The sequence below is a fragment of the Pseudarthrobacter sp. 10T415 genome (genome assembly GCF_056394175.1).
The window spans coordinates 361251-378913 of record NZ_JBFTHJ010000001.1; the positions used below are offsets into that span (position 1 = coordinate 361251).

At 66.3% G+C, this 17663-nt stretch carries 15 protein-coding genes; 5 read left to right on the plus strand and 10 right to left on the minus strand.

Annotation, left to right across the window (positions count from 1 at the left end; genetic code table 11):
- Nucleotides 1-3 precede the first annotated feature (3 nt).
- On the minus strand, nucleotides 4-1185 hold the full coding sequence (locus AC1DBN_RS01730; RefSeq protein WP_477722483.1) for a thiolase family protein: 1182 nt from the start codon (nucleotides 1183-1185) through the stop codon (nucleotides 4-6).
- Nucleotides 1175-2581: a class I adenylate-forming enzyme family protein gene (locus tag AC1DBN_RS01735; protein WP_477722484.1), complete on the minus strand. Its 1407-nt coding sequence runs from the start codon at nucleotides 2579-2581 to the stop codon at nucleotides 1175-1177. The genes AC1DBN_RS01730 and AC1DBN_RS01735 overlap by 11 nt, the downstream gene beginning before the upstream one ends.
- A 58-nt stretch (nucleotides 2582-2639) precedes the next feature.
- Between AC1DBN_RS01735 and ypfJ the strand changes: the two genes are divergently transcribed.
- Nucleotides 2640-3524 carry a KPN_02809 family neutral zinc metallopeptidase gene (gene ypfJ / locus AC1DBN_RS01740; RefSeq protein ID WP_377203498.1) on the plus strand — a complete coding sequence of 295 codons (885 nt, stop codon included), beginning with the start codon at nucleotides 2640-2642 and terminating at the stop codon, nucleotides 3522-3524.
- 78 nt (nucleotides 3525-3602) lie between these two features.
- Here the strand turns inward: ypfJ and AC1DBN_RS01745 are convergent, their stop codons facing one another.
- Genes AC1DBN_RS01745 through AC1DBN_RS01770 form a run of 6 tightly spaced genes read right to left on the minus strand, consistent with a single transcriptional unit; the run spans nucleotide 3603 to nucleotide 8703 of the window.
- Complete coding sequence (locus AC1DBN_RS01745; RefSeq protein WP_091720128.1) at nucleotides 3603-3935, minus strand: metal-sulfur cluster assembly factor; 333 nt, start codon at nucleotides 3933-3935, stop codon at nucleotides 3603-3605.
- A 12-nt stretch (nucleotides 3936-3947) separates the two neighbouring features.
- Nucleotides 3948-4736 carry a Fe-S cluster assembly ATPase SufC gene (gene sufC / locus AC1DBN_RS01750; RefSeq protein ID WP_015937044.1) on the minus strand — a complete coding sequence of 263 codons (789 nt, stop codon included), beginning with the start codon at nucleotides 4734-4736 and terminating at the stop codon, nucleotides 3948-3950.
- 42 nt (nucleotides 4737-4778) lie between these two features.
- Nucleotides 4779-5135, minus strand: a complete 357-nt coding sequence (locus tag AC1DBN_RS01755) for a non-heme iron oxygenase ferredoxin subunit (RefSeq protein ID WP_015937043.1) — start codon at nucleotides 5133-5135, stop codon at nucleotides 4779-4781.
- A 21-nt stretch (nucleotides 5136-5156) separates the two neighbouring features.
- A complete protein-coding gene (gene sufD / locus AC1DBN_RS01760) occupies nucleotides 5157-6398 on the minus strand; it encodes a Fe-S cluster assembly protein SufD (protein WP_091720126.1) in 1242 nt (413 codons plus the stop codon).
- Nucleotides 6398-7861: a Fe-S cluster assembly protein SufB gene (sufB, locus tag AC1DBN_RS01765; protein WP_015937041.1), complete on the minus strand. Its 1464-nt coding sequence runs from the start codon at nucleotides 7859-7861 to the stop codon at nucleotides 6398-6400. The genes sufD and sufB overlap by 1 nt, the downstream gene beginning before the upstream one ends.
- Nucleotides 7861-8703 carry a helix-turn-helix transcriptional regulator gene (locus tag AC1DBN_RS01770; protein WP_477722485.1) on the minus strand — a complete coding sequence of 281 codons (843 nt, stop codon included), beginning with the start codon at nucleotides 8701-8703 and terminating at the stop codon, nucleotides 7861-7863. Before AC1DBN_RS01770 ends, sufB begins: the two co-directional genes overlap by 1 nt.
- Nucleotides 8704-8810: 107 nt before the next feature.
- Between AC1DBN_RS01770 and AC1DBN_RS01775 the strand changes: the two genes are divergently transcribed.
- From AC1DBN_RS01775 to AC1DBN_RS01785, 3 genes are read left to right on the plus strand one after another with little or no spacing between them, the layout of a single operon-like run.
- Nucleotides 8811-9779 carry an ABC transporter ATP-binding protein gene (locus tag AC1DBN_RS01775; RefSeq protein WP_091720123.1) on the plus strand — a complete coding sequence of 323 codons (969 nt, stop codon included), beginning with the start codon at nucleotides 8811-8813 and terminating at the stop codon, nucleotides 9777-9779.
- Nucleotides 9776-10585: an ABC transporter permease gene (locus AC1DBN_RS01780; RefSeq protein WP_231994269.1), complete on the plus strand. Its 810-nt coding sequence runs from the start codon at nucleotides 9776-9778 to the stop codon at nucleotides 10583-10585. Before AC1DBN_RS01775 ends, AC1DBN_RS01780 begins: the two co-directional genes overlap by 4 nt.
- A 7-nt stretch (nucleotides 10586-10592) precedes the next feature.
- Nucleotides 10593-11537, plus strand: a complete 945-nt coding sequence (locus tag AC1DBN_RS01785) for a COX15/CtaA family protein (protein WP_091720121.1) — start codon at nucleotides 10593-10595, stop codon at nucleotides 11535-11537.
- A 73-nt stretch (nucleotides 11538-11610) separates the two neighbouring features.
- Here AC1DBN_RS01785 and AC1DBN_RS01790 read toward each other — a convergent pair whose 3' ends face one another.
- A complete protein-coding gene (locus tag AC1DBN_RS01790) occupies nucleotides 11611-13920 on the minus strand; it encodes a SulP family inorganic anion transporter (RefSeq protein WP_477722486.1) in 2310 nt (769 codons plus the stop codon).
- A gap of 205 nt (nucleotides 13921-14125) precedes the next feature.
- Nucleotides 14126-15085: a heme o synthase gene (locus tag AC1DBN_RS01795; protein ID WP_056078992.1), complete on the minus strand. Its 960-nt coding sequence runs from the start codon at nucleotides 15083-15085 to the stop codon at nucleotides 14126-14128.
- Between the two features lie 439 nt (nucleotides 15086-15524).
- Here AC1DBN_RS01795 and tkt point away from each other — a divergent pair, with 439 nt between their 5' ends.
- On the plus strand, nucleotides 15525-17642 hold the full coding sequence (gene tkt, locus AC1DBN_RS01800) for a transketolase (protein ID WP_091720116.1): 2118 nt from the start codon (nucleotides 15525-15527) through the stop codon (nucleotides 17640-17642).
- Nucleotides 17643-17663 lie beyond the last annotated feature (21 nt).

A 17663-nucleotide genomic window follows, 5' to 3' on the forward strand; every position in this document is an offset into this window, starting at 1 on the left:
GGGTCAGTCCAGGCGCCCGTAGCGCAGCAGGGCCGCCGTTCCCATGCCGCCGGCGCTGCTGATCATGGCCAGCCCCAGGCTCCCGGGAGTTCCCGTCCGGCGCGCCTGGGCGAGCAGCCTGGTTACCAGGACGGAGCCGGAGGCACCGTAAGCGTGCCCCAGGGCCAGCGCCCCGCCGTCAAGATTGGCGCGGGCAGGATCGATGCCCAGTTCGTCAAAGCAGGCAAGTGTCTGGGAGGCGAACGCCTCGTTGAATTCCACCAGGTCCAGCCCGGCTGCATCCACACCGTGGATGGACAGCAGTTTCCGTGCTGCCTCGGCGGCACCCACGCCCAGCACGTCCGGCGCCACCCCGGCGGTGCAGGTGCCCAGCACCAGGAGCCCGTCTTCGGCACCCAGGTCGCGGGCCCGCTGCAGGGAGGTCATGACGACGGCGGATGCGGCGTCAGCGTCGAAGCAGGAGTTTCCCGCGGTGACAGATCCCCCGGCCACGAACGCGGCCGGGAACCGCCCCATGACTGCAGGGGTAAGCCCGCGCCTCGGGCCGTCATCAGCCGTTACCGTCCCGCCGGCCGCGGCGAGCGGAACAATCTCCTGGTCATAGCGGCCTTCCACCATCGCTTCCAGCGCCTTCCGGTGGCTGCTGAGGGCAAAGGCGTCCTGCCGGTCCCGGGCAATGCCATAGCGCCGGGCCACCGTCTCCGCCGCGACGCCCATGTCCGGGTCGCCAAAACTGGCCGGCACGAACTGGGCGCGGGCGTAGAACTCCGGGCCGCCGTCGGAATTCCTGTGTGCGCGCAAAGGAGCGGTGCTGGTACTTTCCACTCCCCCCGCGAGATAGAGCGGGTTCCCGCCGGCGGCCACCAGCTGCGCGGCGAGAGCGATCGCGTCCAGGCCGGACCCGCACTGGCGGTCGACGGTGATGCCCGGAACACTGACGGGCAAACCGGCTTCCAGGAGGGCCAGCCGGGCCACATTTCCGCCTCCGCCCACCGCGTTGCCGATGACGACGTCGGTCACGGCGCCGGGTGCCGCAGCAGTTTCCTGGAGCAGGCCGCTGAGCACCGGGGCCAGGAGTTCGTGGGCGCGGACGGTCCGCAGGGCGCCGTTGGTGCGGCACACAGGGGTCCGGCGGGCCGCGATGATCACGGGCTGGCGGTCTGCCGGAAGAAGGTCAGCTGCCAAGGCTCTCCACCCGTGGATCCCTGTGGGCGATCCACTCCAGCAGCAGGTTGCGGCTGACCTTGCCGCGGTCCGTGACGGGAAGCTCGGCGAGAACGTAGTACTGCAGCGGACGCTTGTCCCTGGCCAGGATGTCCTCCAGGGCTGACCGGAGCTGCGTTGCGGTGATGCCCCCATGGGAAGGGACGACGCCGGCCACCACCTTCTGCCCGCGCAGGTCGTCGGGCATTCCGGCGGCGATGGCCGCGGAAACGCCAGGCACCGCGCAGAGAGCCAGCTCCACCTCGTGCGGGTAGACGTTCCGGCCCGAGGTGAGGATCATGTCTGCCCGGCGGCCCAGGATATGCAGCCCGTCCGGGCCCAGGTAGCCCTGGTCTCCCACGGTGTGCCAGTCGCCGAAGGACCGCAGGGCTTCGCCGTCGTCGCCCCACAGGTAGCCGTTGCTGACCATGCCGCTGCGCACACAGATATTCCCATACTCCCCGTCCGGTACCGGTTGCCCGGCGTCATCCAGGATGCGCACCTCAGCGCCGGGAAACGGCCGGCCTATGCAGGTGCTTCCGACGGCGGGTGGCTGGTTGGCTGAGAGGCCGGCGCCTGAGACGAAGCTCAGTTCCGAAGCGCCGTAGTACTCGTAGATGGTGGCGTTGGGAGCCCAGCGGCGGGCCGCTTCCAGGGTCCTGGCATCAAGCTTGGAGCCGGCGCAGATGATGGTCCGGATCCCGGATGCGTCCACGCATCCGGTCAGCCCGCGTTCGCTCAGCATCCGCAGCATGGTGGGCACCAGCACCAGGCGGGTCACCCGGTCATGGGTGATGGCTGCGTGGACGTCGCCAACGTCGAAATGCTCCAGGGTCTGGAATTCGGATCCGGCGTAGAGGCACTCGGCCAGGGCGTAGAGGTTCAGGCTGGCGGCCAGCGGGCCGGGAGCCAGGGTCACATCGTCCTGGCGGAGGCCGAAGAATTCGATGGACGCCTCAAAGGACTCCTGCCACGAACGCCGGGACCGGGTGAACGCTTTCGGCACGGAGGTGGTACCCGACGTGAGGCCGATCAGGAACGTTGAGCCGGGCGGGCCCTCGGCCAGGGGGTCGTCCGTAGCCACCGCTGCCGGTTCTGCTGACGACTGGACCCGCCGGACAATATCCTCCTGCAGCTGGGCGGGCCAGGCAGGATCCAGGACGGCGCACTGGCGTCCGCCGGCCACGGCCGCGGCAAACTTCGCCGCGAAATCGATGGAATTGGCTTCACACAGCGTGGTCACCGATTTCGTTTCCGGAACCAAGGCGGCCGCCCGGCCCCGCAGCTCGGCCCAGGACAGCCGCCGGCCGGCGATGGCCACGGCTGTGCCGTGCGGACGCTCAGTGGCCCAGCGCTGGATTCGGTCAAGGAAAGGCATCGGATCAACTTTACCGGCGGCCCTGATTGGGTGGCCGATCCGCGGGTATTGTGACGATATGAGTTTCAATGACAATGTGCAGCTGGATCCGTCCCAGGTCCAGGACCGGCGGGGAATGGGCCGCGGCGTAAAAGTTGGCGGCGGTATCGGTGGCGGACTTATCCTGCTCATCGCTGCGCTGCTTGGAGTAAACCCGCAGCTCCTGGAAGGCCTGGCCGGCGGCGGCACAGCGGAACCCCAAACCCAGGGCAGCGCTCCTGCCTGCAGCACCGGCGCCGATGCCGACGCCCGGCTTGACTGCCGGATCACCGGCACGGTCAACAGCCTGAACGCGTTCTGGCCCGGCTACCTGCAGCAGTACAACGTCCAGTACCCGCGGCCGGAGGCCGTGATCTTCACGGGCGGCACCAACACCGGGTGCGGCGCAGCGACGTCCGAGGTGGGCCCGTTCTATTGCCCCACGGACACCACTGCCTACTTCGACCCGGGGTTCTTCCAGGAGCTGGTGGACCGGTTCGGTTCCTCCGGCGGTCCGCTCGCGCAGGAGTACGTGGTGGCCCATGAGTTCGGCCACCACATTCAGAATGTCCTCGGTGACCTGGGCCGCGCCCAGCAGGATCCGCAGGGCCCGGAATCCGGGTCCGTCCGCACGGAGCTGCAGGCTGACTGCTATGCAGGGCTGTGGGCCAAGTACGCCTCCACCACGCCGAACCCGGATACCGGCCAGCCGTACCTGGAGCCGTTGAAGCAGCAGGACGTCAACGATGCCCTCTCCGCCGCTGCCTCCGTGGGCGACGACCGTATCCAGAAGGCCGCCACCGGACGCGTTTCCCCTGAGGGCTGGACGCATGGCTCCAGCGAGGAACGCCAGCGCTGGTTTGCCCGCGGCTACGAGTCCGGCGACATCAAGCAGTGCGACACGTTCAGCGCCCCCACGCTTTAGCCCCGGCGCACCCTTAAAAGTTCAACGGCCTGTCACCTTCGTGGAGAAGGTGACAGGCCGTCGTCGTACTTCAGGTTTTCAGATGTTGAAGCCGAGGGCCCGCATCTGGTCCTTACCGTCGTCGGTGATCCGCTCGGGACCCCATGGCGGCATCCAGACCCAGTTCAGGCGCCAGTCATCCACAACGCTTTCCAGGGCTTTGCCCACCTGTTCCTCGAGGACATCGGTGAGGGGGCAGGCCGCCGTGGTGAGCGTCATGTCGATCAGGAGCGCACCGTCGTCATCGGAGTACTTCAGGCCGTACAGCAGCCCAAGGTCCACCACGTTGACGCCAAGCTCAGGATCGATGACGTCCTTGAGGGCTTCCTCGACGTCTTCCAGGGCCGTGCGGCCCGGCACGATTTCGGTCATCGCAAGTCCTAACTAGGCCTGTGCTGCTGCGGGAGCTGCGGCCGTGCCGGCACCCTTGGCGTAGCGGTCGTAACCCTCTTCTTCAAGGCGGTCAGCCAGTTCCGGGCCGCCTTCTTCGACAACCTGGCCGTCAACGAAGACGTGGACGAAGTCAGGCTTGATGTAGCGCAGGATGCGGGTGTAGTGGGTGATGAGCAGCGTGCCCATGTTGCCCTCGGCGTGTGCGCGGTTGACGCCTTCGGAAACAATCTTGAGCGCGTCGACGTCCAGGCCGGAGTCGGTCTCGTCCAGCACTGCGAACTTCGGCTTGAAGAGTTCGAGCTGCAGGATCTCCACGCGCTTCTTCTCGCCGCCGGAGAAGCCCTCGTTGACGTTGCGCTCGGCGAAGTCGGCGTCGATGCGCAGCTTGCCCATGGCGTCCTTGACGTCCTTGGTCCAGGTACGCAGCTTAGGCGCTTCGCCGTCGATCGCGGTCTTCGCGGTGCGCAGGAAGTTGGTCATGGTTACGCCGGGAACCTCCACCGGGTACTGCATGGCCAGGAAGACTCCGGCGCGGGCACGGGCGTCAACGCTCATCTCCAGGACGTCTTCGCCGTCCAGGGTGATGGAACCGCTGGTGACCGTGTAGCGGGGGTGGCCTGCGATGGTGGAGGCCAGGGTGGACTTGCCGGATCCGTTGGGGCCCATGATGGCGTGGGTTTCACCCGTGCGGATGGTGAGGCTGACGCCCTTCAGGATCTCCTTGGTGCCCTGTTCCGTCTCAATGCTGACGTGCAGGTCCTTGATCTCAAGAGTTGACATGCTCTTCTTTCTGTTCGTTCGTAAGTCTGTGCTGCGGGGCGCTCAGTAGTTGTTTACTGCCGCGCCGTTCAAAACGTTGGTGACATCCACGTAGACGTCGTCGCCGTCGAGTTCTATGGCGAACACCGGAACGGGATCGTAGGCGGGAAGCTGGAGTGGCTGGCCGCTGCGCAGGTCGAACTGGGAACCGTGGCCCCAGCATTCGATCGCGCAGCCTTCCACGTCGCCTTCGGACAGCGAAATGTCAGCGTGGGAGCAGGTGTCGCCGATGGCGTGGATGTCACCCATCGAATCCCTGACCACGGCCACCGGGTAGTCGTCGATCAGGATGCGCAGCGCCTGCTTGACCTTGATGTCGTTGGCGCTGCACACCAGCTCGCCCTTGGGCTTACCACTCATGCGTTCCTGCCTGCCTGTCGTCTAGTTTTCCGTTGCCGCGAGTTCGCGTTCCACAGCCTCGGTCAGGCGCTCTTCGAGTGCCGGGACCTTGATCTGCTGGATGATCTCGTTGAGGAAGCCGCGGACCACCAGGCGGCGGGCAACATCCTCAGGGATGCCGCGGGCCATCAGGTAGAACAGGTGCTCGTCGTCGAAACGGCCGGTGGAGCTGGCGTGGCCGGCACCCTCGATCAGGCCGGTCTCGATTTCGAGGTTGGGCACGGAGTCCGCGCGGCAGCCGTCGGTCAAGACCAGGTTCTGGTTCTTCTCGTAGGAGTCGGTGCCTTCGGCCTGCTTCTGGATGAGGACGTCGCCCACCCAGACGGTGTGCGCGCCCTTGCCCTGCAGCGCGCCCTTGTAGAGGACGTTCGACTTGCAGTTGGCCAGGTTGTGGTCAACGAACGAACGGTGCTCCAGGTGCTGTCCGGCGTCGGCGAAGTAGAGGCCGAGGAGTTCGGCATCGGCGCCCTCGCCGGCGAACCGGACGTTGGAGTTCAGCCGGACGATCTTGCCGCCAAGGGTCACCGCGATGTGCTTGTACACGGCGTCCTTGGAAACCTCGGCGTCGTGCTGGGCCAGGTGGCGCGCGTCGTCTTCCCAGAGCTGAACGGAGACCACGGTCAGCTTGGCGCCTTCGCGGACGAAGACCTCCACGTTGCCGTTGTGGTCGGCGGAGCCGTCGTGCTCCAGGATCACCACAGCGCGGCTGTTCGCGCCGGCCTCGATGACGTGGTGCGTGTTGGTGCGGCGGCCTGCGCCGTTGCCGGTCATGACCACGCGGATGGGCTGGTCCAGTTCGGCGTCCGCGGGAATACGGATCAGCTGGGCCTCCTCCACATTCGCGGAAGCGACGACGGCGGCACGGTCTGCGGGGACCAGTGTGGCACCGCGGGGGGCCTCGCCGGCGCGGAGGGCACCCTGGACGAAGGAGTCCGGGCCTTCGACGGTGACGCCGAGAGCGCCGGCGTCCGAAGGCGTGTCCGAGAGCAGGTTGGCCAGCTCGCGGACCGGGGTGAAACGCCATTCCTCTTCGCGGCCGTTGGGCAGGGCGAAGTCAGCGACGTCGTGGCTGGTGATGCGCTCCGCGCGGGAGGCCATGACCTGCGTTCCGTGGCTGTGGTGGCGGTCCACCTTGGAGGCGACCAGGTGTTCGCCTTCCTCAGTGAAACCGGCGATTGACGGCGCGCCGATGCGGGCCTTTTCGGTAGTAGCTTCGGCAGTCATTAACCGACGGATCCTTCCATCTGGAGTTCGATGAGGCGGTTGAGCTCGAGGGCGTATTCCATGGGGAGCTCACGGGCGATCGGCTCGATGAAGCCGCGCACGATCATGGCCATGGCCTCGTCCTCGGGCATGCCGCGGGACATGAGGTAGAACAGCTGCTCCTCGCTGACGCGCGAAACAGTTGCCTCGTGTCCCAGCTGTACATCGTCCTCGCGGATGTCGATGTAGGGGTAGGTGTCGGACCGCGAAATGGTGTCCACCAGCAGGGCGTCACAGCGCACGGTGTTGGCGGAGTGCTTGGCGCCTTCGCGGACCTGGACCAGGCCGCGGTAAGCTGCACGGCCGCCGCCGCGGGCTACCGACTTGGAGATGATGGAGCTCTTGGTGTTGGGCGCGATGTGGACCATCTTCGAGCCGGTGTCCTGGTGCTGGCCTTCACCGGCGAACGCGATGGACAGGGTTTCACCCTTGGCGTGCTCACCCACCAGGTACACGGCCGGGTACTTCATGGTCACCTTGGAGCCGATGTTGCCATCCACCCATTCCATGGTGCCGCCGGCTTCGCAGACGGCACGCTTGGTCACCAGGTTGTACACGTTGTTGGACCAGTTCTGGATGGTGGTGTAGCGGACGCGGGCGCCCTTCTTGACCACGATTTCCACAACGGCTGAGTGCAGGGAATCCGAGGTGTAGATCGGCGCCGTGCAGCCTTCGATGTAGTGGACGTAGGAGTCCTCGTCGGCGATGATCAGGGTCCGTTCGAACTGGCCCATGTTCTCGGTGTTGATGCGGAAGTAGGCCTGCAGCGGGATGTCCACGTGAACGCCCTTGGGGACGTAGACGAAGGAACCGCCGGACCAGACTGCCGTGTTGAGCGAGGCGAACTTGTTGTCGCCCACCGGGATGATGGTGCCGAAGTACTCCTGGAAGATTTCCGGGTGTTCCTTCAGCGCCGTGTCGGTATCCAGGAAGATGACGCCCTGCTTCTCAAGGTCCTCACGCAGCTGGTGATAGACAACCTCGGACTCGTACTGGGCAGCGACGCCAGAAACCAGGCGCTGCTTTTCAGCTTCGGGGATGCCGAGCTTGTCGTACGTGTTCTTGATGTCCTCGGGCAGTTCCTCCCAGCTGGTGGCCTGCTTCTCCGTGGAGCGCACAAAGTACTTGATGTTGTCGAAGTCGATGCCCGAGAGGTCTGCACCCCAGGTGGGCATGGGCTTGCGGTCGAAGTACTTCAGCCCCTTGAGGCGAAGGTCCAGCATCCACTCGGGCTCGCTCTTCTTAGCCGAGATGTCGCGGACTACCTCTTCGTCGAGTCCACGGCGTGCGTTGGCGCCGACATCGTTCTTGTCGGCCCAGCCGTACTCGTAGTTGCCGATGCCGTGCAGCTCGGGATTCTTTTCCAGAATCTCCGAGATCACAGTGTTTTCGGCTACTGCTTTCTCTGATAGTTGGTCCGTCATCACGGCCTTTCTTGCTGATGGTTTGTTACTTCGTTCAGGCTGGCGGGGGCTGCGGAAGGCCTTGTGGGCCCGGGCGCAGACAGCCTGCCTGTGGGAATGTGGGTGGTGCAGACGTGCCCGCCGCGGGCCAGTGTGGACAGGCGGCGCACGTCGACGCCCACCAGCCGTGAAAACACTTCGGTTTCCACGTCGCAGAACACCGGGAAGCGGGCGGCGAGTTGCTGGATGGGGCAGTGGCCCTGGCACAGCTGGACGCTGGAGAGCGCGGCCGGCAGTGGCGCCTTGGCTTCGATGGAGGCTGCGGACGCAACGAAGTTGTCCCGGCTGAGTGCCTCGGCAAGAGCCCTGGCCCGGTCAGCGATGTCCGGACCTGCCTTGTCGATTTCGGGGGCGTAGCGCCGCTCCATGTCAGCGAAGCGCTCTTCGGCGAAGGCACGGACGGCGTCCGGTCCGGCCGCTTTCTGGAGCTGCTGGAGCGCCAGCGCGGCAATGTCCAGGTAGTCGTTGCCCAGGCTCGACTGGCCTTCGGAACTGAGGACGTAACGGCGTGCGGGGCGCCCGGCGCCCGCTCCGGCCCTGGCCACCCTCTTGACTTCGATGATTCCGGCACGGGATAAATGGTCAAGGTGCCGGCGGACTGCCGCCGGAGTGAATCGCAGCATGTCGCCAAGCTCGGCAGCGCTGACCGGTCCGTGTTCCAGGACAGCCGAGAGGACGCGGTCGCGGGTGCGCTCATCGGCGTCAGCCACGGGACCGGGCACCGTTTGGGTGCGCCCTTCCTGGGCCTGCGCGGCCCCGTGCCCGGCGATAGGCACAGCAGTAGCATTGCTCACGGAATACACAACACAATCATGTCGTAATTTAGTCCCGGGCTCCAGTAAGGGCAGGCTGACCTTCCCCCGGCACCACGGCGGGGACCGGCAAGTACTACATCCCGTAGAATACTGGGGTGCGATCCCCCCAATCCCCCGTCCTGTCCATCAGTGGACTCGTTAAGGACGTCGGCCCGCTGGCCAGCCTGGACGGAAAGATGCTGAGGGTGGTCAGCGATGTCTCGCTGATCGCCGGGCGTGGCGAGGTGACGGCCCTGCTGGGACCCAACGGCGCCGGAAAGACCACCACGCTCGAATGCGCGCAGGGCCTCCAGCGGCGCAGTGGCGGAACCATCAGCCTCCTCGGCGAAGATCCTGCCTCTGCCGGGGCAGCCCTGCGCTCCCGTGTCGGCGTGATGCTCCAGGATGGCGGCCTCCCGCCGTCGGCCAAGCCTGTGCCGCTGCTGCGGCACATCGCCGGCCTGTACGCGAACCCCTGGCCCGTGGAGGACCTGGTGGAGAGGCTGGGCATCGATACCTTCAGCCGCACCGGCGTGCGGAGGCTGTCCGGCGGACAAAAGCAGCGGCTTGCCCTCGCGGCGGCCCTGGTGGGCAGGCCCGAAGTCCTCTTCCTCGACGAACCGAGCGCCGGGCTGGACCCGCAGTCCCGCGCCCTCGTCTTCGACCTCATCTCCGAGCTTCGCAGCAGCGGAATGGGCATCATCCTCACTACCCACCTGATGGACGATGCGCAGCGCCTGGCCGACTACGTTTACATCATCGACGGCGGCCGCAACGTCGCCGAAGGAACAGTGCAGCAGCTCCTGCAGCGCGAACCGGCCGTTGACAGCGGGGCGGACCACGTCCGGACGCTGGTGTTCGAAGCGCAGCCCGGCCTGGACGTTTCCGCTGTACTCCCAGCCTCCATCGCCGTCGCCGAGACCCGCGCGGGCAGCTATTCCGTGACCGGTGCACTCACTCCGGGACACCTCGCGGCACTGGCTGCCTGGTGGGAAGCGAAGGGCATCATGCCCGCCGCCATGAGCCTGCAGGCGCGTAGCCTTGAAGACGTCTTCCTGGACATCTCTGGAAAGGACATTCGATGAACGGGACCGGTACTGCCGCGGGCAGCGCTCCCGGGAACGGCCTGGCGGAAGTAGCCGGTGGCCGCCAGCACCCTGCCTCCCTGCTTCGGCGCGTGCTCCTGCAGGGCAAATATGAAGCCCTCACCATGCTGCGGAACGGTGAACAGCTGATCCTCGCCGTGGTGCTGCCGCTGCTTGCCCTGGTTGGCCTCACCGTCACGCCCTTCCTTGACGGCCTGGGTCCGAGCCGCGTCAACGTGGCCGTTCCGGGCATCCTGGCCCTGTGCGCCATGTCCACGGCCTTCACCGGCCAGGGCATCGCAACAGGCTTCGACCGCCGCTACGGCGTGCTCCGTTTCCTCTCCACCACCCCTCTTGGCCGCGGCGGCCTGATTGCGGGCAAAGTCCTCTCGGTGCTGGTGGTGCTGTGCCTGCAGATCGTGGTGGTATCGGCAGTGGCGTTTGCCTTGGGCTGGCAGCCCGTTGCTGCGGGCTGGCTGCCCGGCCTTGTCCTGCTGGTCCTGGGTGCGGCGGCGTTCACGTCACTGGGCCTGCTGGTTGCCGGTACCGTCCGCCCGGAGGCAACGCTGGCCATCACCAACCTGCTGTGGATCCTGCTGGGTGCCATGGGAGGAATCGTGATTCCGGCTGACAGACTTCCTGCACTGGCACAATCCATTGTGCATTTCCTGCCATCCGGCGCGTTGGGTGAATCCCTTCGCGATGCTTTCCTTCATGGCGCCCTGAACGGCGGGGCCGCCCTCATCCTGGTGCTCTGGACGGCGATTGCCGGGGCAGCAGCCATCCGTTGGTTCAAGTGGAATTGAGATATTCGTGAGCACGGCTTCGCGCCTCCCCCAGTTCGCCGGCCGCCTGGCATCGCGGCTTCCCCGCACAGTCGACGCCAGAGTGCGCCGCCTGGCCGTGGCCTCCCTGATCGGGCAGACGCTGCTGGTGGTGACCGGTGGCGCCGTGCGGCTGACGGCGTCGGGCCTGGGCTGCCCCACCTGGCCGCGCTGCACCGACACCTCGCTGGTCAACACGGCGGAAATGGGCATCCACGGCTTCATCGAGTTCGGCAACCGGCTCCTGACGTTCGCCCTCGCCGCCGTGGCGGCCCTCATGCTGGTGTATTTGTGGAACCTCCGCAAGGAACGCCGGGACCTTTTCCTGCTGGCGCTCGGCCTCCTGGCCAGCATCCCCGCCCAGGCCGTCATTGGCGGGATCACCGTCCTCACAGGCCTCAACCCGTGGGTGGTGGGCCTGCACTTCCTGGTGTCCATGGCCCTGGTGGTCTTCGCCACCCTGCTGGTCAACAGGGCCTACGGCCGCACCGGGCGATACATGACGGTCTCCCTGCGCGCACTGCCGGGGACACTGCGTCCGGTGACGTCCGCCGTCGCGCTTTTCTCCGCCCTGGCCGTGATGCTGGGCGTGGTGGTCACCGGAGCAGGACCGCACGCCGGTGACGCGGATGCACCGCGGAACGGCCTGGACTGGGATCTTTTCTCGCACATCCACGCCGTTCCGGCCTACCTGGTGACAGCGGGTTCCCTGGTGGCGCTTGTCCTGGTGCTGACGCGCCGCATTGCCGGTCCCTTCCGGACTGCAGTGTTCGGCCTGCTCGGGGTCACGGTCCTGCAGGCGGTTATCGGTTTCACCCAGTATTACAACGGCATTCCGGCCCTGCTGGTGGGCGCCCACATGCTGGGAGCCGCGCTGCTGATGGCTACGGCCACGAATGCCTGGGACGTCGCCAGGTCCAGCCCGGTGGAGTAACACCTTAAACGCGAGGGCGCCCCGGTTCCGGACCGGGGCGCCCTCGCGTTTTAAAATGCCTTGACGTCAGCGCTCAGCCGGCTGCCGCGCCCGTGGCCTGTACCAGGGCTTGGGCTGGATCCAGGGCCTCGATGCCGTGCGGCGTCACCAGGACCACGCGGGCCGTGGCGATGTCGTAGAAAAGCCCGGTGGCCTGTACTTCCCCGGCGGCAATGGCGGGACCAACCACCGGGTGGTTGTCGAGCTTGCTGAGCTGGACTGCCACATTGACCATGCCCAGCTGGTCGAGGCGGCAGTAGCCCGTTTCCGCAGCGGCCCGCGCCACGGGGTGGTCCGCCAGCAGTTCAAGGTAGCTGGGACGGGCATGCTCCAGCCAGGCGTCGAACCCGCTACCCAGTCCCGGGTTCCCGGCGCCTTCGGCGTCGGCGATGACAGCCTTCATGGCACCGCAGTTCGAGTGCCCGCACACCACAATGGTGTTCACCTCGAGGCCCTTGACCGCGAACGACAACGCCGAGTCAATGGAGGCGTCCTGGCCGTCATGGCACACCACATTACCGATGTTGCGGAGCGTCAGGAGGTCGCCCGGGCCGCTGCTGGTGATGAGGTTGGGGTTGACCCTCGAATCGACGCACGCCACGAAGAGCGTATCCGGATGCTGCTGCTCCGCGAGGTCCTCCACCAGGGGACGGACCTGGTCAGCGAAGCGCCGGTGGTACTTGCTGATTCCCGCCAGGACTGCCGGCAACCGTTCACTGCCGCGCCGGTCACAGTCATCAGCGCCGTCCGCGGTCCGGGAGTTGCGCGGCGGCAGGGGAAGCTCGCGGGCGTCCTGCCGCTGCGGTGCCCTGTGCTCGGCGTCCTGGAACAGCGTGTTTCCGTGTTCCTCAAGTTCGACGAAGCCGCCGGCGGCCAGGTACTGGTCGCGCCAGGCCACCAGGGATTCACGGAAGGCGTGGTCCACGTAATCGGCGTTGAGTTCAACCACCACCGCGTTCCCTGCGGGCACCGAGTGCAGTACGCGGTTCAGGCGCGGCAGGGCGAAGAAGCTGCACGATCCGGCGATGGTGATCCGCCAGGCCGACGACGGCGCGACCGGCTCGTGTACGCGGATGGCCGCGCGCAGGACGCGCCACAGCACGCTGGCCGCGGCAAGTGCCAGGCCGATGAGCACGCCCTCCAGCAGGTTGAGGAAGACGACGCAGAAGAGGGTCACGACGTAGATCAGCAGGTCACCGGTGCGCCGGCTGGTTCGGATGTCGGCAACCTTGATCAGCTTGGCCCCGATGACCAGGAGCAGACCTGCCAGCACCGAGAGCGGGATGAGCTGGATCATGCCGGCGAAGAGTGCCGAGAAGATGAGGATCCACACGCCGTGAAGGATGGCCGAGGTCCGTGACTTGGCACCTGCTTCCACGTTGGTGGCGCTGCGGACAATGACGCCCGTGACCGGAAGCCCGCCCAGGGCACCGGAGAGAATGTTGGCCGTTCCCTGGCCCATCAGCTCCTTGTTGAGGTTGGTCCGCGGGCCGGAGTGCATCTTGTCCACGGCGACAGCCGACAGGAGCGATTCGATACTGGCGATGAGCGCCATCGAGAGGACAGCGAAGGCTATGGCCCGCCAGTTTCCTTCGGGCAGTGCCGGCAAGGCCACAGCGTCCAGCATCGAGCCCGAGAAGGAGATCCGTTCAACGCCCGGCGCCAGCGGCACCGACAACGCGGTGACGGCAGCAACAGCGGCCAGCGGGCCGGGGATTTTCCGTACGGCGGCGGGCAGGTGCTTCCAGGCCACCAGGATGATCACCACGGTGAGCCCCAGCAGAGCCGCATGGATCTCGACGTTGGTGATGGCCGCCGGGAGGTTGGCGAGGTTTTCGATGGCGGAGCCTGCCGGGCCGGAGCCGAGCAGCACATGGATCTGCTGGACCATGATGGTCACGCCGATGCCGGCGAGCATCGCCTTGACCACCACTGGCGAGACCGCCAGTGCAGCCCTCCCCACCCGGCTCACGCCGAGCAGGAGTTGTACGACGCCGGCAGCGGCGGTGATGGCACAGGTGGCCTGCCAGCCGAATTCCTGGACCAGGCCGGCAACAATTACTGTCAGGCCGGCGGCCGGCCCACTGACCTGCAGCGGAGCGCCGCCCAGGCTGCCGGCGACGATGCCGCCGACGGCTGCGGCGATGAGTCCGGCCATGATCGGCGCACCGGAGGCAGCGGCGATCCCGAGGGACAGTGGCAGCGCCACGAGGAACACGACCAGGGAGGCGGGCACGTCCGCACCCAGGTTCGACAGGAAAGGCCGGAAGCGGTTGGCTCGGCCGCGCTGCCCTCCGGGCGGACTGTGGTTGGAGGCTGTTGTTGTGGCTGGGCCGGGCGTCATGGGATTTCCTTTGCTTCGCGGGAAAGATCCAGTCCACCGTATGCAGGTTGTCACGCCGGGTGACACTTAAAGTGACGGATATGACAAAACTAGTCACCCCATGTTCCTGCGTCTACGACCGGGATGCCACGGCTCGCAGCGGCGCTTAAAAGGCGAACGGCCTGGACTCGAAAGTCCGGGCCGTTCGTCGGCACATCGGGCGCGTCTAGCCGCCGATGACAGCAGGTCCGATGAAGGGATCCACGGCCAGGGCAATGAACAGCAGGGTGAGGTAGCTGATGGAGCCGTGGAAGACCTTCATGGCCCGCTTGTCCGGGATGTCCTCACGCTGGGCGCGGTTGTAGAGGGCGTGCGACTCATAGAGGAACCAGGCACCGGCCAGCACGGCAGTGACCGTGTAAACCCACCCGGCGCCGCCGGCCGGGACCATCAGCAGCGAACAGGCCACCATGGCCCAGGCGTACAGGACCACCTGCACGGACACCACCTTGGCGCCGGCAATGGCTCCAAGCATGGGCACCTTGGCGTTGCGGTAGTCCTCGCCGTAACGCATGGACAGCGGCCAGTAGTGCGGCGGCGTCCAGAGGAAGATCACCATGAAGAGGATGATGGCCGGCCATTCCACCGAGTTGGTGACGGCGGCCCAGGCAATCAGCACCGGGAAACAGCCGGCTGCCCCGCCCCAGACAATGTTCTGGGCCGTGCGCCGCTTCAGGATAATCGTGTAGATCACGACGTAGAAGAAGATGGCTCCAAGCCCGAGCCAGGCCGACAGCGGGTTGGCGCCAAACCACAGGATGGCGATGGCCGCAGCGCCCAGCAGCCACGAAAAAACCAGCGCTTCGCGGGGGGTGACTTCCCCGGTGACCAGGGGCCGGTTTTCGGTACGGGCCATCAGTTTGTCGATGTCGCGGTCGATGTAGCAGTTGAACGCGCCGGCGCTGCCCGCGGCGAACGCACCACCTACCAGTGTGGCCAGGATCAGGCCGATGGACGGGAAACCCCGCTCTGCATAAATCATGGTGGGCAGCGTACTGACCAGCAGCAGTTCAATGACGCGCGGTTTGGTGAGGGCGAGATACGCCTTGGCCTTACGGGCAAACCCTGGGCCGGAGGCCCGGGAAGCGTTCAGCGGCGTATCTGTTGTGCTCACGGTGGCAGTCACCCGTTCTGTGTGGCAGTTGTATCTGGCATTGCAGCTGCGGGCGGTTGAAAAGGTCCGGCGCCCGGCATTGGCCTCCGAATATCATACCGCGCCGCCACCCGCCCAAAGCCCGGCTGATATGCGCACTTGATCGCTCGCAGCCCGATTCGAGCAGATTAACTCATCCTCACTTCAGCCTTATTCATAAAAGGGGAAATTGCGTCCAAAACGTGAGATTTCAGCCTCCCGAAGATTGGAATGGAGCTAAGCTGTCACCAGATCAGCACGCGGCAGGAATGCGGTGGAAAACGCATTCCCACATGCCTCGCGGCTGGACGAGAGACCAACATTCGACGGCGACTGGTACACACCGCAACGGGCGCCCCATTTCGTGCCTATAACCGGACCGGGTGTGCCGTGCGCCGTCAGCAAAGAGAGGGGCCCGGTTTTCGTGCCACATTTGGAAGAGCAAGAACTGTCCTGGACCAGCCTGGATGAGCGTGCCGTGGATACCATCCGCGTCCTGGCCGCAGATGCTGTGGAGAAGGTGGGCAACGGACACCCCGGTACGGCGATGAGCCTGGCACCGGCCGCGTACCTGCTGTTCCAGAAGCTCATGCGCCACGATCCGCGGGATCCGCAGTGGCTGGGCCGTGACCGGTTCGTCCTGTCCCCCGGCCACACCTCGCTGACCCTGTACATCCAGCTGTTCCTCTCCGGCTACGGCCTGGAACTCAAGGACCTGGAAGCCCTGCGGACCTGGGGTTCACTGACCCCCGGCCACCCCGAGTACAAGCACACCGCCGGCGTGGAGATCACCACCGGTCCCCTGGGGCAGGGCCTGGCGTCCTCGGTTGGCTTCGCGTACTCCCAGCGCCGCCAGCGCGGCCTGTTCGACGCCGATGCCGCACCGGGCACCAGCCCCTTCGACCACACCATCTGGGTCATCGCATCCGACGGCGACCTGCAGGAGGGCGTCACGTCCGAGGCTTCCTCGCTGGCCGGCCACCAGGAACTCGGCAACCTCGTGGTCATCTACGACGAGAACCACATCTCCATCGAGGACGATACGGACATCGCCTTCACCGAGGATGTCCTGAAGCGCTACGAAGCCTACGGCTGGCACATCCAGCGGGTGGACTGGACCAAGACCGGCGAATACAAGGAAGACGTCCAGGAGCTGTACTCCGCCCTGCGCGCCGCCAAGTCCGAGACCTCCAAGCCCTCCATCATTTCGCTGCGCACCATCATCGGCTACCCGGCTCCCAAGAAGCAGAACACGGGCAAGATCCACGGTTCCGCCCTGGGCGCCGAGGAAGTTGCAGCCCTGAAGGAAGTCCTGGGCTTCGACCCCGCCAAGTCCTTCGACGTGGACCAGGAAGTCCTGGCCCACGCCCGCTCCGTGGTTGACCGTGGCGCGGAAGCCCGCAAGGAATGGGAAGAGTCCTTCAACGCCTGGCAGGCCGCCAACCCCGAAGGTTCAGCCCTGCTGCAGCGCATCGAGGCCCGCGAACTTCCCGCGGACATCGACGCCGCTCTTCCGGTCTTCCCGGCCGGCAAGGACGTCTCCACCCGCGCCGCTTCCGGCAAGGTCCTGAATGCGCTGGGCCCGGTCATGCCCGAACTCTGGGGCGGCTCCGCCGACCTCGCCGAGTCGAACAACACCACCATCGAGGGTTCGCCGTCGTTCGTCCCGGCTTCCAAGCAGACTGACGCATGGAAGGGCAACCCCTACGGCCGCGTGCTGCACTTCGGCATCCGCGAACACGCGGCCGCGTCGATTGTCAACGGCATCAGCCTGCACGGCAACACCCGTGCGTTCTCCGGCACGTTCCTGATCTTCAGCGACTACCAGCGTCCCGCCATCCGCCTGGGTGCCCTGATGGGCGTTCCGTCGCTCTACGTCTGGACGCACGACTCCATCGGCCTGGGCGAGGACGGCCCCACCCACCAGCCGGTGGAGCAGCTCGCCACGCTGCGCGCCATCGTAGGCCTGGACGTAGTCCGTCCCGGCGATCCCAATGAGGTTGCCGTGGCCTGGAAGACCATGCTGGAGAACCACAGCAACCCTGCCGGCATCGTCCTGACCCGCCAGAACATCCCCACCTGGGAGCGCGGCGAAGGAGCAGCCGACGGCGACACGTTCGGTGCCGCGTCCGGCGTCGCCAAGGGCGGTTACGTCCTGGCCGAAGCAGCCAAGGACGGCGCCACCGTCCCCGCCGACGTCATCCTGATCGCCACCGGGTCCGAGGTCCAGCTGGCCGTCCAGGCACGCGAAGCCCTGCAGGCCGAAAGCGTCGCCGCCCGCGTCGTCTCGATGCCGTGCGTCGAGTGGTTCAACAAGCAGGACGCCGCCTACCGCGAATCGGTGCTGCCCGCCGCGGTCAAGGCCCGCGTCTCCGTCGAGGCCGGCCTCTCACTCGGCTGGAAGGAATTCGTCGGCGACGCAGGCCGTTCCGTCAGCCTCGAGCACTACGGCGCTTCAGCCGACTACAAGCGCCTTTTCCAGGAGTTCGGCATCACCGCGGAGGCAGTCGCCGCCGCAGCCAAGGATTCCCTCGCAGGCCTGAACGCCTAACAACGATTTCCAGGAGATAAC